The organism is Armatimonadota bacterium (genome assembly GCA_013314775.1).
Classification (GTDB): Bacteria; Armatimonadota; Zipacnadia; order Zipacnadales; family JABUFB01; genus JABUFB01.
Genome location: JABUFB010000012.1, coordinates 55,959 through 79,325, shown reverse-complemented (window position 1 = coordinate 79,325; position 23,367 = coordinate 55,959). Strand labels below are relative to the sequence as shown.

Annotated in this window: 12 protein-coding genes; 4 read left to right on the top strand and 8 right to left on the bottom strand. The window is 64.2% G+C overall.

Annotation, left to right across the window (positions count from 1 at the left end):
- Window positions 1-56: 56 nt before the first annotated feature.
- The 3 genes from HPY44_16245 to HPY44_16235 all read right to left on the bottom strand — a co-directional run bounded on the left by HPY44_16245 (window position 57) and on the right by HPY44_16235 (window position 5,144).
- Window positions 57-2,453, bottom strand: coding sequence for a hypothetical protein (locus tag HPY44_16245; protein ID NSW57561.1), 2,397 nt, complete (start codon window positions 2,451-2,453; stop codon window positions 57-59).
- Window positions 2,454-2,495: 42 nt separating this feature from the next.
- Window positions 2,496-3,272: an NAD(P)-dependent oxidoreductase gene (locus tag HPY44_16240; GenBank protein NSW57560.1), complete on the bottom strand. Its 777-nt coding sequence runs from the start codon at window positions 3,270-3,272 to the stop codon at window positions 2,496-2,498.
- Window positions 3,273-3,803: 531 nt separating this feature from the next.
- Window positions 3,804-5,144 carry a neutral/alkaline non-lysosomal ceramidase N-terminal domain-containing protein gene (locus HPY44_16235; protein ID NSW57559.1) on the bottom strand — a complete coding sequence of 447 codons (1,341 nt, stop codon included), beginning with the start codon at window positions 5,142-5,144 and terminating at the stop codon, window positions 3,804-3,806.
- Window positions 5,145-5,446: 302 nt separating this feature from the next.
- Between HPY44_16235 and HPY44_16230 the strand changes: the two genes are divergently transcribed.
- A complete protein-coding gene (locus tag HPY44_16230) occupies window positions 5,447-7,546 on the top strand; it encodes a hypothetical protein (GenBank protein NSW57558.1) in 2,100 nt (699 codons plus the stop codon).
- A 42-nt stretch (window positions 7,547-7,588) separates the two neighbouring features.
- A complete protein-coding gene (locus HPY44_16225; protein ID NSW57557.1) occupies window positions 7,589-11,068 on the top strand; it encodes a hypothetical protein in 3,480 nt (1,159 codons plus the stop codon).
- Window positions 11,069-11,103: 35 nt separating this feature from the next.
- On the opposite strand, the gene HPY44_16220 is transcribed toward HPY44_16225, so the two are convergent.
- The gene (locus tag HPY44_16220; protein NSW57556.1) at window positions 11,104-14,124 is read right to left on the bottom strand and encodes a glycoside hydrolase family 3 C-terminal domain-containing protein; all 3,021 of its coding nucleotides are present in this window, start codon (window positions 14,122-14,124) and stop codon (window positions 11,104-11,106) included.
- A 99-nt stretch (window positions 14,125-14,223) separates the two neighbouring features.
- Entirely contained in the window at window positions 14,224-15,699 is a 1,476-nt protein-coding gene (locus tag HPY44_16215; protein ID NSW57555.1) for a hypothetical protein, read from the bottom strand.
- Between the two features lie 187 nt (window positions 15,700-15,886).
- Here HPY44_16215 and HPY44_16210 point away from each other — a divergent pair, with 187 nt between their 5' ends.
- On the top strand, window positions 15,887-17,026 hold the full coding sequence (locus tag HPY44_16210; protein NSW57554.1) for a hypothetical protein: 1,140 nt from the start codon (window positions 15,887-15,889) through the stop codon (window positions 17,024-17,026).
- 58 nt (window positions 17,027-17,084) lie between these two features.
- Here the strand turns inward: HPY44_16210 and HPY44_16205 are convergent, their stop codons facing one another.
- Genes HPY44_16205 through HPY44_16195 form a run of 3 tightly spaced genes read right to left on the bottom strand, consistent with a single transcriptional unit; the run spans window position 17,085 to window position 22,387 of the window.
- Window positions 17,085-19,415, bottom strand: coding sequence for a hypothetical protein (locus HPY44_16205; protein NSW57553.1), 2,331 nt, complete (start codon window positions 19,413-19,415; stop codon window positions 17,085-17,087).
- 34 nt (window positions 19,416-19,449) lie between these two features.
- Window positions 19,450-20,805 (bottom strand): DUF1501 domain-containing protein, encoded by a 1,356-nt coding sequence (locus tag HPY44_16200; protein NSW57552.1) that lies wholly within the window; start codon window positions 20,803-20,805, stop codon window positions 19,450-19,452.
- A gap of 25 nt (window positions 20,806-20,830) precedes the next feature.
- Entirely contained in the window at window positions 20,831-22,387 is a 1,557-nt protein-coding gene (locus tag HPY44_16195; GenBank protein ID NSW57551.1) for a DUF1553 domain-containing protein, read from the bottom strand.
- 204 nt (window positions 22,388-22,591) lie between these two features.
- On the opposite strand from HPY44_16195, the gene HPY44_16190 reads away from it, so the two are divergent.
- On the top strand, window positions 22,592-23,344 hold the full coding sequence (locus HPY44_16190; protein ID NSW57550.1) for a hypothetical protein: 753 nt from the start codon (window positions 22,592-22,594) through the stop codon (window positions 23,342-23,344).
- Window positions 23,345-23,367: the final 23 nt, after the last annotated feature.

Genomic DNA, 23,367 nt, shown 5'->3' with positions numbered 1-23,367 from the left:
TCGGCGTTGGATTGACCGCCGGGTGCCGCGAGACCTCCCTCAGTCATTCCCCGTCGTCACGGAAGCCGCTCGCCCGTCCGTCTGAAATGCTCCCACCGCCGCCGGTACTCCGCCTTGTACTCGGCCACCGCCTGCTCGTAATTCAGCGTCGGTGCATCGTCCCGAATCGCGCCGCGCAACACGAGACGCTTCGCTCCATGGGGAATGAGCAGTCGCCCATTCTCCGGCAGAGCAGCCTCGCCGTCCACTTCGGCCCGTTCCAGCGCGAAGAACCAAGGGACCCGCACCCACACCCGTGCCGGCGCATTGCGGTATTCCGTGGGCAGGTCCACCGTGAGCCCATCTTCCGCCGCAGTCACGGTCATGTCCAGCGGCCCAAAGCTGCTGGGCTCTCCGCGAACCTCAATCCTCTTGCCGGGCCGCACCCATTCGGGCGAAACTGCCGAGAGCAGATGCAGGTCCTCGTCCTGCTCTCGCACCAGCATGTTCCGCAGCACCTCGATGGTCTTGGCGATGGTCAGGCCCTGAGGCAGGATGTTGAAACAGTGGCTGCACTCCCGGCTGCTCCACGGGATGGTGCCGAACTCTCCGGGCAGGTGGGTGGATGTGGTGTGCAACAACAGCGCATACAGCTCCCTCACCGCCCACTCCTGGTCCCACGCCGTACCGCGCACCAACGACACCTGGGTATTGTTGGGCGTCTGCCAGTAGTGCAGCATCGGCTGCTCGTTGAAGATGAATGTTTCGCCCTCCTGCTTCACCGCCGAGGGCCAGATGTACTGCAGAATCCCTTCCTGGTACTCGGCCCGCACGTGTCGCAGTGTGGCTTCCACCCGCGGGTCGAAGGGGTCCAGGAGCACCTCCGGGTATAAGGTGAGCAGGTTGTCCCAGTCATTGCCGTCGGTGGTGCGTTCCAGCGCAGGCGGGATGTAGCCCCCCGTCTGTTGCGTCACCGCATCCAGCACCGCCTCGAAGGACCGCCGGAACCTTTCGCGCTGTGCGCCAAACCGTTCCACATCTTCCGGGCAGCCCATCTCTTCAGCCAGAAGGACAGCGCACTTCAGGCCCACCAGCGTCCAGAACTGCTGCCCAGTCTGGCGGCAGTTCTTCAGGAATGCATCGTCACCAATTGTCGCCACTGGCCAAAGCCCCAGCGGGTCATCCGAGGTCATCCGGTCCTGCCACGCACAGGCTTCCACCACGCCGGGGTAGATCGTCTCGAGAAACTCCCGGTCACGGGTAAGCTGGTAATGCCGTGTCCAGCCCCACAAAGTCCAGCCGAACAACTCCCAGTAATCCAGGTCCATGTGCTTGTGCATGCGGAAAGCGCCGTCGGGAAACTGCATCTTCCGCCAGAACAGGAACCCGTCGCGGGTGATCTCCGCCAGGCCCATGTAGTCCATGGCCAGCAGCATATTTGTCGGGTCACACCCGCCATACCAGTCGTGGTAGTGGAACTTGTTGACATTGGTGATGGTGTCGCCGCCGATATGATCGATAGCTAGCAAGTTTGCGATGGTTCCGGCCACCAGGTACTCCTGCACCTTCTGCTCGGGGAAGACAAGCGGCGTCCTGTCCGCAACAAGCTTCCGCCAGAAGCCCATCGTCTCCGCGAACACTGTATCGTAGTCGGCTTCCCGCACCTGCCGGGCCTCAGGCGAACCCTCGGGCAGGGGCACTATCGGCACCTTGTATGTCAGCGATCGGCTCTCTCCCGGAGCAAGCTGCAGGCAGTAGGTGACGATCCCCAGCGGCGTGTGGGGGTCGCAATGATAGGTGGGGTTCGGGTTGCCGGAGATTTCGCCCGAGAAGAACCGCACCATCCGAAGGCCGTTGTCTCGCAGCGCAATCGAGGTCCATGCGGGCTCGGGGTCCGACGGGTAGCAGTAGACCAGCCTGCCTTCCCGGATCAGGCCGTCCTCCGCGAAATGGTAGCTCCACTCGGGGTTGAACCGGTCCTGCCCGGCCACCAGTTCCGGCGGCATGTTCTCGAATGCCTGCCCGAAACGGTAGTCGGCCAGCGACGTGTACGCTGTGTTTACCGGTCCCGCGAAACGCCATCCCGTCGCGAAATAGGCGGCTCGCGGTTCGGCGGTGTTGTTCGTCACCGTCACCCTCGCGAAATTCACCGGCAATCCTTTCAGCCCACCGCCGAGATCCGCCGCGAACATCTGCAGGTCATATCGGACGCCATCATCCACCACGTCATACTCCACCGCCGGCAGGTATCCTTGATGCAGCGTCCGGATCCGCTGCCATATCGCCTGCGGCGGGTTGCCGGTGAAGAACATCAATTCCCCAAAGCCCGTGAAGATATACCCTTCGGGCGTGACTTCGCTGGCAACGGGGGCGCCGAAGGCGCCCAGCACATCATTGGGGTTGGCGAAGTAGCTGAAGGGTCTGCCCGGCGGGTCGATCACGTCGGGGTCGTGCATGCCGTACAGATCGGGCATCAGTCTCACCTGCTCGCGCGGATTGGGCTGGTCTGACAGTCCTCAACTCTCCTGCGCAGACGCTCGAAAACGGTCCAGGTCGCCTCGGAACACCAGCCCCAGCACCTGCTTCGTTCGCGCCACATTGCAGTATCCTTCGGCCTCCTCCGTGCCCACCACGTGGAGCACCTCGTGGCCGATGCTTGTGCTCATAGCCGCCAGCAGACAGGCTTCCGCGAGATCGTGGCGACAGACCCAGCCCATCCGCCACGGCTGGCTACCCGGACCGAGTCTCTCCCGAAATCGCCCGATGCCTAGTCGGCTGTCCACGATGTAATCGGGCCGCAGCACCACCGTGCCCATGCCGAAGGCGTCGTGGAACTGCCGGCACATCTCCTCCTGTAGTCGCTTGCAGATGCCGTACACATCGCCTTCGGTGGAGCGCGTCTGGGAGTCGAAGAACAAGCCCTTCGGATGTTTCGTCATGCAGGAGCCCACATGAACCACGCGAGTGATGCCCTCGCGCCGCGCCGCTTCGAGCACGTTCCACAGGCCTTTGAGATTCACCAGCCACGGACCCGGATCATTGTCCACATCTCCCCGCGGGTACATGACCGCAGCGTGAATGACTGCATCCATGCCGGCCACAGTGTCCCTCACCGTCTGGAAGTCGGTGATATCCCCGTGCACAATCTCCCCTGGCCAGTCACCATCGACATCCCGCCACTCATCCCAGGCTTCGGGGCTTCGGTCGAAGGCGCGGATCTGCGCCCTCTCCCCGGCTCCCGACAGGATCGCCCTGCCGAGCCACCCGGCGCTTCCGAACACTGCGATCTTCATTGACAACTCCCATGGCTTCAGGTCACATAGCGCTGCACGGCGCGGGGTTTCTCGCTATCTCCACTCCGCACCTGCCGGAAAACCCCTTCAGCGCCAGAATCCGTTGCGAACACAGAAACGGTCCATCCGCTTCGAGCGAAAACGAAGCAGATCGGGCTGAAAGGCACACCACATCGGGCGTGCTATGGCCCCCATTCGGTCGGCCGCCCGACTTGCCTGTGGCCCTCTCGTCCGCACAATCAGCTCGTCCACTTACCGCCGCCGCTTTGCCATCTCCCCCGCGTCGGAGCATGGGCGTAAGTGAGGCATTCTCCACCTGCAGGAGTTCCTCGGGCATCCCCCGGCAGTTGTAGTCCTCCACTCTATCGCGCATGACCGCGAACCGCGTTGAGGTCAGCAGACTATCGGGGCCGGGGTACAGGAAGTTCCCGTCACTGTTGCGCCCACCGTCATTCCACGCCGCTTGGGGTCGCTCGGAGGTCCCAGGCCCCGGTCTGGCCACACGGCCCTAGCATCTTACCAGTCCTTCCGTCACTCCAGTTCCCCGGCCACCGCCAGGAACGCACTCACCAATTCCTCATGGATATTCGCGAAAGGCAGCTGCCCAAGAATCAGCGGCACAACGTACATCGTGTATCCATCGGCCTTGGCCTCGGCGGTCTTGCGATCGGTTGCATACCCAAGCTGGTCGTCGGTCAGTCCGAGCACCATGCTCAATGGGAACGGGGCCCGGCTGCGAACCTCGTTCTTGATGGCCTGGAAGATCTCGAAGGGCCCACCCAGGATCGCCAGCGGTCCGAAGCGCAGCCCGTGGATTTCCGTGGGCTCATCCAGCGATCGCCCCTGCTCCATCGCTTCCAGGAAGCCCCTCAACCCCAAAGCGTACACGGTCGCCATGCGCACCGCGATGTCTTCATCGCTGGCCCCCGGCGCGTGGAGGATCGTTTCCTGTTCGGTCAGCTTCTCCCGCACCCACGCCAGGTCCACCGGGCGCCTGCTGAACCGCACCGGGTTGGACGCCCACTTCACGCAGTCGACTTCGATCGGCTTCGCCTCGGCAATTCCCGTCCGCACCGACCGCGCATACCGCCCGGCGATCACATCCAGCGCCAGCAATGCTTCCTGTTCGGGCTTATGCACCACGCACGAGTTCACGTCGCCCTGAGCGCCCTGCAGGAACAGGCCCACGCAACCGGGATGCTCGCGTTCGATCAGGTTCGTCGCCACGCCCACGAAATCCCCGTGGATATACCTGGTGGTCTGGCAGCACACCACCGGGTGGCAGCCGAAGTAACTGGCAAACCCGAGTAGCCTGCCATCCGTATCCCGCGCCGCGAGCACCTGGCAGGTGGTATCGGTCAACTCCGGCATCGCCGGGCGCCAGTCATCCCGCAGCACTTCCTCCAGAGGCGGCGCGTCCCGGTCCCATTCGCGGTTGAGGCCGATTCCCTCGCAGGGCACCTCGGCGTGGGAAAGCAGGGCATCGCGCAAGTTTCCCACCGCTTCGATCGCCGCCTGCGCAATCCGCCCGGGGAGAAGCTCCAGGTACGGGTAGTCCGGGTCGCCCCAGCCATTGAGGGTGCCGGTTACCGGGCCGCTGTGAGTGTGAGTGCAGTGCACCATCACCTGCTCGGGCGCCAGGCCCGTCGCCTCACGCACCAGTTCCCGAATACGCGCCACCTGTTGTCGACAGAGCGAGATGATGTCATTGCTCACCAGCACCGCCACTTGCCCGTCGCACTCAACCGCCATCGCCCGGGACCACAGTCGATCGCGCACCGCAATCGAGTGCCGGTTCAGGAAGGGCCCAAAACCTGCAAGCTCCACCCCCACCCGGGGCGTGATATCCACCTTGCCGAATCCGATCTTCATTCCCATCGATCTCCTTGCTGCAATTGGCCTGCATGGCTGCCGATCATAGCCGCCACGTCGACAGCTTCGAAGGTTCGCGCGGGCGAGGCGATCAGCAGGACCGCCCGGCAATACTTGATGAACATCCCAGCACGTTGTGGAGCTCTGCGCAGTGCGTTCGAGGTTCCTCCGACACCGTCCGCGACCTCCCTGCTGCCATGGGGCTTTACATTCGACGATGGCTCAGCCAACTACCCGAAGGCATTGCCCCGGCCGGCGGAGAAAAGTGTCACCAGGACTTCGCCACGACTGGAGGAACCCGCTTGCTCCGCACACACGCGTTGGCCCGTTTTCCCGCGTGCATCCTCCTGGTGTGCGCAACAGCCACGTCACTGGCATCAGATGTGCAGACCGAGTATGTCTATACAACCGACCAGGGCCTTGAGCCTGACCAGACCCCCGGCTCGCCCTGGGCATCCTCGCGCCTGGGGACGGCGCAGATCATCCCCGGCTCGCCACCGCGTCTGCTTACCACCGACGACAGCCCCCAGGCCGACGGTCGCTTCTACTTTCTCGCCCTGAAACGCCGGCAAGTCGGCCCAGGTGTCCCGGTTCGCCTGGAACTGCGGATGCGGGTGTTGTCCTCAAGCGGTAGTCTCGCGGCCACCTGCGTACAGGTGTGCGTGGAGGACCGCCGTTTCGGTCTGGGTTTCGATCCGGGCGCGGCCGGTCCCGGGGATGACCGCGTCTTGCTTCTCGACTTCGCCGCCGGGGGTGCGGGGCAGATTCTCGGGGAGCTACCCCTGCCTCTTGACGTCATGCGCGACTACGTGCTGGAAGTGCACAGAGCGTACCCCGGGACAGGGGATTCTCTGCGCCTGGTCGCAGGAGACGCCGGGCCGCTCTCGGTACCCTGGGAATCACTGGCACGCTCGGCAATCAGCGCATACTACGGCCTGTTGGTCGGACATCCCGTGGGTGGCGGGCTTGGGCAGGCCGAATGGGAGAGGATCAGCTTGACCTGCGCAGGCACAGTTGCGAACACCGGGCCGCGCACCATCGGGCCGCAGCGCCAGCTTCTCGCTGACGACTGGCTGATCGAGAGCACCTCCAACCTGACGCGGGTCCAGTGCAAGCCCGAGAAGTATCCAAACAATCCCGTCCTGGTGCGCGACAAGCCCTGGGAGGCATCCCGCACCGAGCTCTATGGCAGCGCCTTCTGGGATCCGACCGTCCAGAAGCTGCGGCTCTACTACTCTGCCATGGTTCGGCCCTATGATCTCCACCAGGCGTACGCCGAGTCCGATGATCTCGGCCGGACCTGGACCAAGCCGAAGCTGGGCATCATGAGTTTTGAGGGCCAGGACACCAATTTCGTTTACCCCGGGCGCTACTGGCCCCACGGTCCCAGCGTCTTCCTGGACCCGCAGGACTCTGACCCGGCACGCAGGTACAAGCTGTTCACCGCGGACTACCCGATCCCTCTGGACTCCCCGCGCAACAATGGCGAGCCGGGCATCGATGTGGCTTTCTCGCCGGACGGCATCCACTGGACGCCCTCGGAGCACAATCCGGTCATCCCCGGCTTCATCAGCGACACCGGCCAATGCGCTTTCTGGGACCCGCGCCTCGAGCGTTACGTCGCTTATGTGCGCATGTGGAGCGGCGAGCGCTGCGTGGGACGCACCGAGAGCCTGGACTTCGAGGAGTGGTCCACGCCCGAGCTGGTCTACTCCCCCGAACCCGCTGACCGCCGCAACAACTGGCAGTTCTACAGCATGTCGGTCACGCCGTATGAGGGCATGTACGTGGGCCTGGTCTGGATCTTCCCCGCCGTCCCAGCTTCGGGAGACTGGGACGCGGACACGCCGGTGACCTGGCCCGAACTGGTTGTCAGCCGCGACAGCTACGAGTGGACCCGCGTGGCTCCCGGTGAAGCGTTCCTGCCCCTCGGACCTGTCGGGAGCTTCGATCACCGTCAGATACGCACCGCATCGTCCTTCGTGGTGCTTCCTGACAGAATCCTTCTCATCTACTCGGGCTCACCCCACCCGCACGTGAAGGAGCATAAGTTCGACATCGGCTGCGCCTCCCTGCGGGTGGACGGGTTCGCCGCGATGCACGCCGGCGATGAGGGCGGCACTCTTGTTACACGTCCGCTGATCTGCGCGCCGGGCGAACTGCTGATCAATGCTCGCACTGAGGGCGATGGTTACGTGGCCGCCGAAGTCCTCGGCGAGGACGGTCAGCCGCTCCCGGGATACAGTCGCGAAGAATGCTTGCAGTTCACAGGAGACAGTCTCTCGGCCCCGCTTGCGTGGGGCGGCCAACTGGCCTTGCCCGCGAACCCCAAGGGACTGCGCCTCCGGTTCCTGCTGCGCAATGCCGACCTGTACTCCTTCCGGGTGACCCCGGAGGAATGAACCGGGGCACCATGGAAACCCACCCGCCGGGAGGCGACGCCCATGCCGTCACGTGCGATGCTAACCTTCGCTGTATTGGCACTCTGCGCAGCCTCACTCTGCAAGCAGACCGAATGGACCCTGATTTGCGATTTTGACACCACCGACCGGGGTTGGCGGGCGGAATCCGGCGCATCGAACAATGTGCGCGTCACTTCCACAGCCGCCCATTCGGGCCGACGCGGCCTGCAGGTCACAATGGCGCTCATCGACGGTGGCCGCATGATTCGCCAGACCTGGCAGACCGATGTGGCCGACCTCGCGTGGTCGCCCGAAAGCCGCCTGCGCTTCTGGTTCAAGGGCAGCTCTCTGGCGGGCAATCCCCACGGCGGCCTCATCTTCGTCGAATCCGGCGGCCGCAAGGGCAGCGGCGACTCCCACTGGATGCTGAGCTTCGAGGGCGCCATGTACCGCGAGCCCGAATGGCGCCAGATCACTACCCTGCCTCTATCAGAGGCCAACAACCCGGACTGGGCGCCCGATGCTGACGGCCGTCTCGACCCCGCCCGCATCACCTCGCTTCTCTGGGTGGCCCAGCAGGACGCTCCTGACGACCCGCGAACCCCCTACACGATCGCGCTCGACGATGTGGAGGCGAGTCATGTGCAGCCCCAGCCCATGCGCATCCGCGACGCGGAGATCGAGACGACCCCAGACCACGTCACCCAGATCTGGCGCGGCTTCAAGGGCCGCAAGCGGGAGCACCCCGCGCTGGTCACCTTCGAGGATGTGACGGGCTGGCGTGTTCTGCAGAGCGGCACCACGAATGCCCGGATGCTGCGCTCCGAAGAAGAGCCCTGCTACGAAGACCTCCGTTACCAGGCCAAACTGGTCTACTCGTCCACCGACGGCAGCGGACATTTCGAACTCCTGCCCCCGAAGCCTATTCCCATCACCGAGCGGTTCAATGCCGCCTGCATGTGGGTCTACGGGAACAACTGGGCGTGGGTGCCCGACCCGACGACCCCACAGGTGCGGATCTGGCTGCGAATCCTCGACGCCGCCGGACAGACCCACCGCATTGACCTTGGGAACATCGACTTCCGCTTCTACGGCATGCTTACCAAGCGCCTGTGGGACGATCCGGAAGGCGACCCGCGCCATATCTTCTTCGGCGGCCCGCTGGATGGCCGCGTGCACCTGCCCGCATCCCTGGAAGCCATCGAGATCCGCGGCGGCACCCAGCCCATGCCGCGTACCATCTACATCGAGTCCCTGGCCCTGTGGCAGGATGACATGCCCCTGCCGGATTTCCGACCTGAACTCATCGAGAACCTGCCCTTCCCAACGACCCAGGACACGATCCAGCCCACACTCGCCGCCCCGTCACAGACCACTGTTGCCCGCGAGGGCCAGGCGTTCGTGTTCACCTCGCGGGGGGATGAGAATGTGGTCTGGCGCTACACGCCGGCCACGGGAACGTTGACAGACCTCACGGTGCAGGTGGCCGGCAGGCCCACATTCCAGCCCTGCAATGGCGCCGGGCCCGTGCTGCTCATGGCGGGTGCCGAGAGAGAGCCGACAGACCCCTCCGTGACCCGGGAGCTCATCAGCGCCGAGATCGACGGAGACATGGTCCGGGCGACCTGGCGAGCCACCCTCGGCGATGAATCCACCGAATACGGCCTGACAATCCGGGCCCGGGGCAAGTCGCTTGTGGTGGACTGGAGTTCCGAGGGGCAACAGGTCACAGCACTGAAAGTGGGCAAGGTCCTCGCGGATTCCGCGCCGCGCATCATCCGCGTGCCCTATCTGAACATCTGGAACAATGGCCCGTGCGTGGCGCTTCTGGGCGGCGAGACCTTCTGCAGCGTACTCATGGACTGGTACAACACTGAGAGTTCCGGCTTCTGGTGCGAGACCCGCGCTGATGGCGACACCGGCGCGGTCATCAACGGGGGAACGCACTACAACCCGCTCACCGACGGCTCCCGCAACCCGCTTGGGGAGCGCCAGTTCATCAATGTCTCCTCGCGCTTCGAAGAGGTCCTGCCCAATATCCCCAACCCGCCGTCCACCCAGGCCGACGTGACCCGCGAGTTTGTCTACTGCCATATCGGCGGCACCGCGCCCGACCGATTCGATGGCTACCTGGACATGTGGCGGGAATACCACCGCAAGGGCATCCGCAAGGTGCGAGTCAGCCATCACGAGGACGCCTGGAGCGACGGAGCTGACGTGGGCCAGGGCCCCCAGGAATACACCATGTGCATCGAGGCCGCGCCGGAAGTGGGCGACGAGAAGCTCATCGCCTATTGCAGGGCCATGCGCGACATGGGCTACTACATCGGCCTGTACGAGAACTTCACGGACTACAACCCGCTGGGCAAGAGCTGGGACGAGCGCAACGCAGGCCGCAACAGCCGGGGCGAGATGATGCGCGTGTGGCCGCCCACGTACGCAATGCGCCCGCTCAAGGCCCTGGAGTACGCCCTGGACTATCCGCGCCGCGTAGCCGCGAAATTCGGCACCAACACCGCCTATCGCGACTGCACCACTGCTTACCCGCCGTGGGGTCAGGTGGACTACCAGGCCGGAACCCCCGGCGCGGGGAAGTTCGCAACCAACTTCCGGGCCTGGGGCGCCCTACAACTCGACGGGCACAAGGCCTACAATGGCCCGATCTTCAGCGAAGGCGGCTACCACTGGTTCTCCGCCGGCCTCGTGGACGGCAACTACGCGCAGATATGGATGCCAAACGCCACCGAATATCCGCTCCTGCTGGACTTCGACCTGCGCAAGATCCACCCGCTGGAGGCCGACATATCCATGACTCCCGGCTGGAGTTGGGGGCCTGGCGGGGTCTGGGGGTGCCTTGCCGCCGCCATCGCCTACGGACACATCGGCTTCCAGCCCTTCGCCGATCTATCCCTTGCCGCGCGTTACTACTATCTCATCCAGCAACTCCAGTACCGGTACACCATGGTCCCTGTCACCGAGATTCTCTATCACCAGGACGGGACGCTGCGCGACATCACCGCCGCACTCAAGGCCGATGCGCTCGCCGAGAACCAGGTTCTCATTCGCTACGAGAATGGGCTGGAGGTGGCGGTCAATTACAACCCGGACAAGCCGTGGAGGGTGACAGTCGGTGGGAAGGCGCGCGATCTGCAGGGCTACGCCTGGGCAGCCGCTGGGCCGGGTTTTGAAGAGTTATGCACCGTGATCAACGGCCGGCGCATCGGCTTCGTGGACTCGCCGGCATATCTTTTCGCAGACGGTGGCGGCAAGTGGGAGGACTTCGGGCCCATCGCATCCGATGGCGCGGTCGCGCTCGTCCGGGATGAGCCCGAAGGCCTGCGCCTCATCCCCCTGGCGGATGTGACGGCGGTCTCGGTCGACCTCCCCGCCGGGTCCCGCCTGGACGCATACGACAGGCAGGACAGGCTCATCGGCCCGGCGGCTACCGAACCGGACGGGGCGCGCATGAAAGTTACCGTCGCGGACGGCGTGGACTATTACCGGGTGGTTCAGGGCGGTTAGGCAGTACGGCCTCGCCCGATCCACGCCGGGAATGCCTACCGTGGCCCGTACACAGCGAAATCATACAGCGAATACCCGTAGGGCGTTCCGCGTTTCGTCCCGCTGAGACGTACGTAACGGGCATCGACGGCCTCGAAGGGGATGCTCTCCTCGTCGCCCATGCCCGTCTGCGTCGCATAGACCTGCTTCCAGTTCTCGCCGTCGGTGGAGACCTCCAGCGCGTATGTGCTGCCGAAAGCCGTCTCCCAGCGCAGGACAACCCGGTTGACCTTGCGCACCTGTCCCAGGTCCACCATGATCCACTGGGGGTCCTTGTGCTCCGATGACCACCGGGTAGACAGGCTGTCATCCACGGCCGCTTCAGCCGGGGTATCGTCGCGCTCCACCGAAGACACCTGCACCGGCCGATTCAGCGCGAAATTCGGGCCCCAGTCAGGCGCGGCCTCGGCAATCCACTTGCCCATGTTCGCCACCGGCCAGGTCACCGTCTCGCCGAGAACCACATTGCCGCGTAGACGGATGTCTCGGGACGACGCCCCCACCTGCAGCTCATAGGTCCCCGCGTCAGCGCGCCACTGCTTGCCCGGCACGTCGCAGTACGCGAAAGCCTGCGGCTCCAGTTCGAGAGTGACCTGCTTCGCTTCGCCGGGCTCGAGAGCCACTCGGGCAAAGCCCTTCAGCTCCCGCACAGGCTTGTCGATCTGCGGCGCCGGGTCATGCACATAGACCTGCACCACCTCTTCGCCCGCACGGCCACCCGTGTTGCGAACCGTCAGGCTGACCGCCGCCTTTTCACCTGCCCGGAGCCTGCTGGGAGCGATCTCCAGGTCGCTGTACTCGAAGGTAGTGTATGACAGGCCGAACCCAAAGGGATACAGGGGCTCCACTCCGCTCTTGTCGAAATGCCGGTAGCCCACGTAGATGCCTTCCGCGTAGTCCACCACTCCCCGCCCGCCGGGGTAGTTGCCGAAGTCGGGGTAGTCCTCACGCCGCATCGCCAGTGTGTCGGGGAGCTTTCCAGAGGGGTTCACGTCGCCGAATAGCACGTCGGTGATCGCGAGACCGCCACCTTCTCCCAGATACCACGCCTCCAGCACCGCCGGAACCTGCTGGATCCAGTCGGCCATCATCAGCGGCGTACCGTTACTGAGCACCACCACAGTCTTCGGGTTTGCGGCCGCAACCGCCTTGATGAGCGCCGCCTGATTCCCGGGCAGTTCTAGATTCTCGCGATCCCGGCCCTCGCTTTCGTGGCTCGCCGACAGCCCCGCCACAACGACAGCCACATCCGACTTCGCTGCCGCCTGCACCGCAGCTTCGATGGCCGGATCCTTGCCCGGATCGACACCTGGTGCCAGCATTCCCAGCGTCATACTCGCCAGGCCGCTGTTTTCGTAGTATTCCAGGCGGATCTCGTACGCTCGCCCGGCCTCAAGCTGCACCTTCGCTCGCTCGGCCTCCACCGCGTGATCCCGCCAGGTCTCAACGATTCGTTTTCCGTCCAGGAAAAGTCGGGAACCGTCGTCGCTGGCGATCCCCAGGAAGTACTCGCCCGACACCGCCGGGGTGAACGTCCCGGTCCAGCGTACTGAGAAGTGGTCAGTGGGCAGACCGCCGCCCGGGCCATTGCCGCCCCAGTCGAAGTCCACGCTGACATCGGTCCGCACCAGCGCCGGCTGGCCTTCCAGGTTCTGGTTGGCGAAATACTCGGCTCTCAAGCCATGCTCGCCGGGATTGCCTCCCGCCGGGCTCAAGAATTCCGAAGGGATCGCGGGGAGAGCCTCGTCGCCCGAACCAGCGCCCCGCGCGTAGTTGACCGTGACACTCTCGCCCACCCGGGCTTTGATGCAGTCCAGCGCGTGGGTATTGCTGGTGGAGTGCACATACCCGCTGCCGCCCATGCCCAGACGGTTCTCGGCCGCATTGGGCCCAATCACCGCGATGGACCGCAGCGCCTCCGCATCCAGCGGAAGCACGTTGCCCTCGTTCTTGAGCAGCACAATGGCCCGTGCCCCCGCCTCGCGCACAAGGTTCCGGTGCTCCGGGCAGTTCACGATGCTGTTGTCAGGTTTCTTCGGGCCGTCCAGGAGGCCCACTCGGATCACGGTCCGCAAGATGCGCCGCACCTTGTCGTCGATGAGCTCACGGCTGACCTTGCCCGCCTCGATCAATGGCAGGAGGCGCGCCGGGTTCATGTGCGCGCCAGTGGGCATCTCCAGATCCGTTCCCCCGATGGCGACGCCAAGAGGGTTGTGGGCCGCGCCCCAGTCGGTCATGACGCAACCGTCAAAGCCGAAGTCACCTTTGAGCACATCGTTCAACAAGTAGCTGTTGGCTGAACAGTAAGAACCATTCACCTTGTTGTAGGCGTTCATGATGCACCAGGCATCGGCTTCCTCGACGGCTGCCTGGAATGCCGGCAGGTAGATCTCGCGCAGAGCCCTCTCATCCACGCGCACATTGATGGTCCCGCGCTCCCACTCCTGGTTATTGCAGGCGTAGTGCTTCACGCACGCCGCCGCGCCGGTGCTCTGGACACCTCGAACATAGGCGACAGCCATGCGCGACGCGAGATACGGGTCCTCGCTGTAACTCTCCCCGTTGCGGCCACCCAGGGGTGTGCGGTGGATGTTCACACACGGGCCCAGGATCACGCTGGCGCCGATGCCTTTGTTCTGCACCTCGCGTCCAATTGCTTCTCCGATCCGCTGCACGATGGCCGGGTCCCAGGTAGCCGCCATTGCGATTCCGCACGGGAAGGCCGTTGCCGGTCCCTGGGTGCCGCCTTCACCACCACGCACACCAATTGGCCCATCACACATGGCCATGGGCGGCAGATCAAGGCGCTCAAGAGCCTTCGTCGCAAAACCTGTACCACCCAGCAGCTCTAGTTTCTCATCCAGCGTGAGCCTCTGGAGCAGGTCGTTCACCCGGTCCTCAATGTCGGCGGCCCGGTCCTTGTATATCGGCTGGTTCTGAGCGAGTGCGGTCTGAACCGATGCCGCCGGCAAGACTACCACAGCAAGGCAGAGCGCAATCAGGTGCGACCTGGGCATGTTTGCACTTCCCTTCAGCGCTGCATCGTCGCTCGTCTGTATCACGAATTCATCGCCGGAGCTCAAGACGCCTGCAATCAGGGCATACGGGGCCGGGACTCAGCAGTCCCGCAGTAGCTCCAGCGCAGCCTGCGCGCGTTCCTCGAAGAGTGCTTGCCATTCGGGAGCCAGCATGCAGTCGCTGTCCTCCTGCGCCCACCCGCGGTTCTCGAGTTGATCCGCCGTGGGCGCGTAATAGATGTACCCGTTCGTACACCCGGCCACGAAGGTGTTTTCATGAGGCGATGCGGCCTTGATGTTCAGCCCGATCTGAACTGACAGTTCGCCCGGCGACGTCACCAGCACGAAGTCCCCGACCCTCAGCCCCACCAGTTCCGCCTCCACCGGCGCCCAGCCTGCCTTTTCGTTCTGGGCCTGATGCATGCGCAGCAGTTTCAGGTTTTCCCGCACCCGCAGGTACTGCTCCATCACGAGACAGTTGGCTCTGTAGCGCTGGACCTGCTCCCGGTTCAGAGCATCCATGCGCTTGAGGTTTTCGGCGCCCGTGGCCGCTTCGTGCAGGTACCCGTGAGAGTAGTATGACGGGAACTCGGGAGCGAGGCCGCCGCACATCACCAGTTGCAGGAAGGTCTTCAAGTTGATGCTCGTGTTCTGGAGGGAACGCAAGAGCCGCTCCTGTTCCTCCTCGAGTGCAACAATAGCTGGTGCAAGATCGGCCCTCGGTAGCTCCAGCACGTCGTGCACGATCGCCAATGCGCCGTCGCCGTGGGTCTCGATGCCCCGTAATGCATCCAGCACACTCAACCCCAACAGGTTCCCCAGTGGCTCGGCGTCGCGTGGGCGATCCACGTCCTTGTACAGGACCGGATTGATGTCACCTGCGCAGCCCTGTATGAACAGGGCAACAGCATCCTGCCCCAGCCCCGCCTCAATCGCCCGACACGCAAACCCGCTGATGTCCGCTGTATTGCCACCGCTGGGCACGCCCTGAATGGGATGACAGGCGAAGTTGAACACCACCGCCAGCGGGCGACCGTCCAGCCTGTCGATGCGCAGGATGCCGATTTCCGGGTCTACCGGCCCGATCCCCGCCACCTCATCATCCGGCGGAAGTGGGTATGCGTGGCGCACGTCAGCCTCCCGACCGTCCTTCAGCCGCAGGCGACGGTTCTGCGTGATCCTTCGCTCATACCCGGTACCGGCACCCACCCTGACAGGGACCAGGCTCTGTTTCGCCCCGGCAACGGCCTGCACAGTCCGCTCCGCCACATCATCGCACACCACACCGTGGCAGTGGCTGGCATTGACCACGATGTTCCGGGGCTCAATGCACAGCTCCGCACGCAGCCTCTCTCGCACTGCGGGCAGGTAGTCGTTCCCGATATGTCCGATTTCGCCCAGCGCTACGGCGTCCACGGTGATGATCGCCACAGTCAGACCGGACTTGGCCAACACCAGGGCCTTTACGTACAGCGGGTCGTTCACAGGGCCGGCCTCATAGTCTGTGACGTCCACCCGCGCGACCCCTGCACGCAAACCGTCGTCAGCATCCGACGCATGATCTGTGAAAGCCATGTCCTGCATGCTACCTCCCGATTCGGTCATGTCGGGCAGTTCCCTGCCGCGAGGCGCTGTCCTTCCTGATTCAAGGACTGGTGCAACACCACGGCGAACTTGTCACCGGGGCAGGTGCGTTATAGTCATTACAGAAGTTCAGGCGCAACTGGTTCCAAGCACGCAGGTGAAAGCGAGGGGAATTGCATTGATCTCGCGCGAACAGATCGAGGAGCTTGCAAACCACCATGAGGGGCCGTTCGTAACCATCTATGTGCCTGTTGCCAAGGCCGGCGCGGAAGCGGCCGGCAACCCGATCCGCTTGAAGAGCGCCCTTCAGGAGGCGGCGGACCGGCTTGAGGGGATGGGTTGGAAGCAGCGACCAATTGACCAATTGCTCGAGCAGGCCCGGAAGTTCCAGTCCGGCGAAAACTTGGACCGCTACCGAGGCGGCAGCCTTGCGGTCTTTGTAGCACCCGGCTTCTTCCGGATCTACCACCAGCCGATCGATGTCGCGCAGACGGTTGAAGTCGGGCCGCGTTTCCACCTTCGCCCACTTCTGCCGGCTCTGGCTGCCGACGGGCACTACTACATCCTCGCCCTGAGTCGGAAGCAGACGCGGCTGCTGTCCTGCACCCGCCGGGAGTCACGCCCGGTCGAGGTCCCTGACATGCCCGGAAGCATCGAGGACGCGCTCGGGCGCGAGGTGGCCGACCAGTACCTGCAGCTTCACCCATCCGCTGCCGGAGCGCGGCGCGAGGGCATCTTCCACGGACATGGAGCGGGAAAGGACGACAGCCTTGATGAGGAGCGTCGGTACCTGCAGTTGATTGATGAGCCACTCACCAGAGCGCTCCTGCCCTCCGGCTCTCCTCTCGTCATCGCTGCGGTGGAGCACACGAGAGCACTTTACTCGGAGGTATCGGCCTATCCGAATATCCTGCCGCAGGGACTGGACGGCAATCCTGACCACCTGAGTGACGACGAGCTACGGGAAAAGGCCTGGCCGATCGTGGAACCCGCGCTGAAACGACCGCAGGAAGAGTCCATCGCGAACTACCAGAAAGTAGCAGGCACGGAGCGGGCCACATCCGTTCTCGCCGACATTCTCGCTGCAGCGCACCAGGGCAGGATAATGACACTGTTCCTGCAGGACGGGGCGAACCAGTGGGGCGTCTTCGACCCCATGGAACAGCGCTTGGATGTCCATGATGAGCGGCAGGCGGGAGATGATGACCTTCTGGACCTGGCCGCGGTTTGGACCCTGATCAGCAAGGGGACGATCCATATCCTGCCTCAGGAGCGCATGCCCGCCCCTGCGCCCGCAGCGGCGATTCTGCGGTACTGATGTTGCTGATGACCTCAATAGGGGCCGCGTGGCAGACCCCATCTGCCCGCGGCCCTGTTCACAGTTCCGGCCGCACGACCTCGCAGGGGATCGCCGGAAGCACCCCCAGGGACACGTAACGGTCCACCCCGGCCCTCTGCCCACTTGCCCCTTGGCCCCGATCCCCCCGACGCGCTTCGAGGATCAGGTAGCCGCTATCCCCACACCGCGCCACGTTCGCATCGGCCTCAATGATTACATCCACGCCGCCGGGAACCGGGCTCGCCCCCACAAGAGTGATACCTCGCGGAGCCGCGGACAGGTCGAAACGCACGGTCTCAAGCGGCGACTGTATCTGGTCAGGCAGAGTCTCCGGCGCATAAATGTGCACGGTCGAAGTGCCCCCCAGCGGAATAGGCAGGTTCTCGCCCAAGTCCACCGACATCCCCGGCGCAAGCGGCCGCCACACCACCGGCACTGTCCTCGCACCCGTCACTGCCACCAGAAGTTCCTCACAGGGCACGAGATGCCGGTATGCGAAGGCCTGCATCATGTCCTCCGCCGCAATTGCCGTTCGCGTGACCACGTCATCACCAATCTGCGCACGGCCCTGAATCTGCACCGGAAACACGCCGAAGCCGGCGTCGCGTGGTGCATTGACGGTCACCTGCGCAGAGGCCTTCTCCGCAGCTATCTTGCCGCCCACCAGCGTGAATCCGTCCGGCGCGTCCTTGAGGGTGAGCGCGATCTCACTCGCGAAACCGTCCCTGCGCAAGGCATGGACGGTCACCTGTGCGGCCCGTCGCCCAGGCATATTGATGCTCGATGGCGTCACCCGAAGCTCGAAATCCGGCCGTGGAAAACGCAGGTGCAGGCGATAGCCGTGGGCCTCGCCTCCTTGTCGTTGAATGTCCAGCACGTCCACGCGATAGGCGCCATCGGCGGGGAGCGTTGCCATCAGGTATGGATCGGCTTGGTGCGCCATGAGCGCGGCCGCAAGGTCGTCGTGGTCATCGTTGGCGGCGACCACATCCCCACCCGGACCCACCAGTCGCAGGGCTGCATCTAGAGGCGACCCAAGCCGCCGTGCGAAGACCTCAGCCACGATCTCCTCGCCTGCCCGGCCCTCAAAGCCGAAGCTGTCCACGTCTCCGGGCTTGTCGATGCGGCCGTTCACGATGACCGGTAGCGCAACCCCTTCGGCCTGCCCTGGGAGATTGTTGGGCTCCCGCTCAATGCGCTCGGGCACTGCATTGACTGCGTAGGCCACAGGCTCCGGAATGCCCTCAACGCGCGCCAGGCGCACAGAATGTTGGCCGGGACTGGTGTCCAGTGTGATCTCGGCCACGGGCAGGTTCCAGCCGCCGAGGTTCGCTGCAACCGTCTCTCCCTCGCGGCCGCCAAGGGGAAAGACGTGGGTGACGAAGGGCAGCTCTCCCACGGCGATTCGGTAGACAAAGTCCTCGCGTCCCCGATAGATGGAGTCACGGATCTCAACCGTGTAGGTCCCGTCCCGCTCCACCTGGTACCGCAGCACTGGATCGGGATCCGAGCCAAAGTCATCCGCGAAGCCCACCCGCTTCCCCTGCGGGTCGTACAGCGCCAGTATCGCCTGGAACCAGCCCGGCACAGCATCCGCGAGGTACGGGACGAGATGCCTGGCCTGCGTCCGGAGTACCAGTTGCTGCCCCTTGCGCGCGTTGACCCGAAAACGGTCCACTTCGCCCGGCATCACCTGGCCGTTGATCAGGACCGGCAGGTCAGCCGCGGGCACGTCAGGACTGTCTGCGCCGGTGTCCTCGCCCTCGCGGAGTTCCGGCAAGCTGCCCACCTGGAAGCACATGGGGTTGCTCAGGCCGCCGGCGGTGACAAGGCGAAGTTCCCGGTCTCCCAATGGGGCGTCGGCGTCGATACTGACCTCAACCTGCACTTGCTCGGCGATCTGCGCGTTGGGCTGTTTCTTGTCATCGGAGAGCCGGGCGCGCAGCAGCGAAAGCTCCCCCGGGGTCATGCGATCCAGCCCGTACAGCCACGGGTGATCGGGCAGCATCTCCGCGTCAGGAGCCGGCTTGGCCACCTTACCCACCGCCGTCGGTCCCCAGCGACGCTTCACCAGGTCGCGCACGAAGGCTCGGGCATATCCCCGCTCGTTGTCGTTCAGCGGCCGAACATACCGGACTACCGAAGCCCGAACGCCCTCTCCAGATACATACGCGCCATCGCATCCCGCCAGGAACTGCCCACCCACCGTCACCAGCAGCACGGTCCCCTGTTGGCCGCCTGCCGGATACACGTAACCGATATGGGGCGAATTCTGGGCACTGGCGATACCGGTGCAGGCGGCGAAGGCCAGCGTCAAAAGCCGACACAGGACGGGTGAAATCGGTACGCTTTGAGTAGACCGTCTCATTCGCGCCTCACAGTTCGCTTCTGCGGCCCACCTGTTACATGATCTCCGTCAGGCGGCCCGCGCCCTCATTGGGCTTTTCGCTAAGAGGCATAACCTTCAGGTCCAGCCCGCGCGGGTTGGGCAAGGGGCCGTCGGGATCGATGCCCAGTAACTGGCACATGCTCCCCAGCAGGTCCGGTGCGGACACCGGCCGCTCCGCCACATACTCCCCCTTCGCATCGGAGGCGCCCACAACGTGGCCGCCGCGGAACCCGCCTCCCGCAACCATTGCCGAAAAACACGCCCCGTGGTGTGACCGTCCGCCATTCCAGGGCGCTTCCCACTGGACCCTGGGGGTGCGCCCGAACTCTCCGCTCCACCAGACGATGGTGCTGTCCAGCAACCCCCGCTCGGCCAGGTCCTGCAGAAGCGTTGCAACCGCCCGGTCCATCTCCGGGAGCTTCCAGCGCATGGTCTCGAAGTGCTGTTTGTGGGTGTCCCAGCCGCCGTAGTTGATGGTCACGTAGGGGACGCCTGCAGCTACCAGCCTTCGCGCCATGAGGCATGACTGCCCGAAGGTATTGCGCCCGTAGCGGTTGCGCAGTTCGGTGTCCTCCTGGGACAGGTCGAACAGCTTGCTGCCATCTCCCAGGATCATTTCGTAAGCGTTCCCCCGGGCCTCTTCCAGCGCCGCAAGCTGCGGATCATCAGGCATGGCTTGCGCCAGCGTATCCAGGGAATCGCGCAGGGAGCGCCGCCTGCGCTGGTGCTCTTCGGTGATGCCCTCCGCCACAACGCCCTCCACCACGAACCGCGCCGCCGCCGGATTGCCGCCAGTTGCGAAAGGCTTGTACCGCGGCCCGAGAAACCCAGCCTCATCGAAGCGTCCCTGCGGCGTGGTGAGCACCACATACGGCGGAACCAGCGATGTGTACCCGTGTTCGTAACCCTTGAATTTCGAGACCAGCGCGCCGATAGACGGATATACCAGTCTCTCCCCCGGCTGGTGGCCAGTCTGGACGATATACGCCGCTGTCTCGTGCCCGTTGTTCCCGTGGGTCATGCTTCGGATAATCGAGTACTTGTCCGCCTGCTGAGCTAACTGGGGCAGCAGTTGGCCGATGAATACCCCGGGCACATTGGTCTCGATGGGCTTGTTCAGGGGGCCGCAGTAGTCATATCCTGCGTCCGGCTTGGGGTCGAAAGTGTCCAGGTGCGACGGGCCACCCCAGAGCCAAATCTGGATCACCGACTTGGCCTTCGCTGGCAGGGCTGCCTCGGCCGCATGCGCCTTCCCGGGGAGCAGGAAGGCAAGGCTGCCATCGAGAAGCGCCAGCCCCGCTCCGCCGAGAATCATCCGCTTCAGGGCATCGCGCCTGCTGATCCCCCCCGTGCCGCCTTCGTTCGACATCTGTGCTCCCCACCTTTCTCCCGGTTCAATGCCGGTAGAGAAACTCCGCGCTGTTGATCAATGACCACGCCAGGTCCGTCGCCGCCGTGCCCGGACTGCTCTGCCAGTACTCTTCGGCAAGGGCTTGCTCCCCGGCCGTGGGGTATCTCGACAGCAGCAGCAGATAGGTCTCTCGGATCAGCTCTGCGCTGTTCCCCTCCGCATCCTTGGCGATCGCGCGCAGACGCGGACTACGGGCAATGCAGCGTTGCACGTCGCTGGAGTTCAGCAGATACAGCATCTGCGCATCCGACGGCTGCAGATTCCGCTCGGATTCCAGCCCGGTATCTCGCGCGGGTCGCCCGAACATTTCCAGGAACGGGCTGGTGATGCTCCCGTCCGAGAGAGCGATGGTCCTCTGGCTCTCAGGCACGAAAGTGAAGGGTTCCGGTATCGGGCTGACATACCCCTCGCCCGTGCCACCGATCCAGTTGAGGGCGTCCACCAGCACCTCGGCGCCCAGTCGCCGCACCGGATAGTATGCGAACAGCGCCGGCGCGCGCGGGTTCTCACTGCGCGGGATCGAGGACTGCTGATATGTGCGTGAGTTCAGGATCAGCCGGTAGATGTGCTGCAGATCGAAGCCCGACGTGACCAGCTCTCGCTCCAGGTACGCGAGAAGCTCTGGATTGGACGGCGGGTTGTCTGGGCGAATATCGTCCGGCTCGTGGATAATCCCCCGGCCCATGAGCCATGACCAGATACGATTCACGATATTCCGTGCAAACCACGGGTTGTCCGGCGCAGTCAGCCAGTCTGCAAAGGCAATGCGGGGGTCATCCCCCGGCGCGATGGTGGTTTTCGTGCCGTCCGGGAACACGACGTCCAGTGGGGTGTTTGCATCCAGGCTGACGGTGACGATCTCTTCCTTCCATTCACCGGTCTTCTTGTACGCGACCCGCGAAAAGAATGCGGCCATGTCCGCCCGCCGCTTTTCATCCCAGGTCGCCAGGCGGGTACCCATGAAGGTGAGGGCAACGGCTTCCGCAAGTGCCGAAGGTTCCCTGCCCTGCACGGCCCGCATGAAGTTCACCGGCGGCACCCGGAAGTTGCTGCCGTTGGACGTCAACAGCTCCCGCGCGAACTGGTCATACGGGCGGTTCTCGCGGATCGCCTCGCGCACCCAGTGGTGGTAAGCCTGCACCGCATTGGGCCACAGGTTCACCGGGAACTCCGCCTTGATGCGCAGCAGATCGCCCCACTTGAGAGACCAGTAGTCGGCGAACTCCTCGCGCTGAAATAGCTCATCAATGAGCCGGGCGCGCTTGTCTGGAGACGCGTCCTGCAGGAACCGGCGCACCCGCTCAGGCTCGGGCAAGGTGCCGATGACATCCAGGTAAGCCCGGCGCAGGAAAACCTCATCGGAGCACGGGTATGCAGGCTCAATCGCCTTCTCGCGCAGCGCGGAAAGCACCAGACCATCGAGTTCACTGGCCGGCACGCTCCAGTCCTGACTTTCGAAGGGAGCCACTGCCTGCGCTAGAGCCGCGGCTGATATGAGGAGTGCGAGAAGAATCGAGGCCGGCAGGATGGGCTGTCTCATTGGATGAGTTAGCATTTCCAGGATGGCCCGCTTATTGTGGTAAGAACATCGCCGCATGGCAGACGTTCCAGCATCAACAAGGGTTTGAGCCGCGAACCGACGAAATCGTCAGTGCGAGAAGTCGTCACTGGTTCCAGTTCGCTCCGTGCCTGGGCATTCCTGCCGGGCCGTGCTGAAATAACGTGACTGCGGGAGGACAGACCAATGGAGCGCATCCGCTTGTCCGCAATACTCTCGGGCCTGGTGGCCCTGACGCTTCTCGTGTCCACCAGCATCTCTTGCGCGCAAGAGGGATGTACACTCAAGCTCGATCCCACGGGTCTGATCACCATCTTCCGGGGCGGCGTTGACGCGGGTGCCATAGAACTCAACGCTCATGGTCCCAACTGGCAGCACGCGCCCCAGAAGAGCGCCACGGGACAGATAAGCAGCCTCCGGGGCAACGCCGGGAAGCGAGTCTCGGGGAGCTTGCCTATCCCCAACACCACCGCGGGTGCAGCCATCAAGTTCGTCGAGACAGTGCGCACGCTGCCGCAAGGCGCGAACTTGACCTACGACCTCGCCATGGGCGCGGACATGAAGCTCAGTGGGGTGCAGGTCTCGGTGCTTCTGCCGGTAGCGCTGTTCGCAGGGAAGGAGATCGTGGTCTCACGGCCCGACAACGACCCCGAGGTCGTCGCGCTGCCGGAGGAGCAGGGCACACGCGGCTTCCAGCTCTGGCGCGGGGACGGAGCGAAGATCGAGGTTGCCAAAGGCACGCCACAAGCGATGACGATCCAGTTCCGGGCCGCGGCGGATGTGGTCATCCAGGACCTGCGCCAGTGGGAGCAGCAGGTCTTCGAAATCCGCTTCCCGGCGATCATGGAAGACCCCGGCAGAGACGTTTTCGCCGACGACAGGCTGCACCTGGACCTCACCGTCACCTTCCCGGATGCGGTCACACTCCAGGCACCATGAGCACCGCTCTCTCGCCGGTGTGC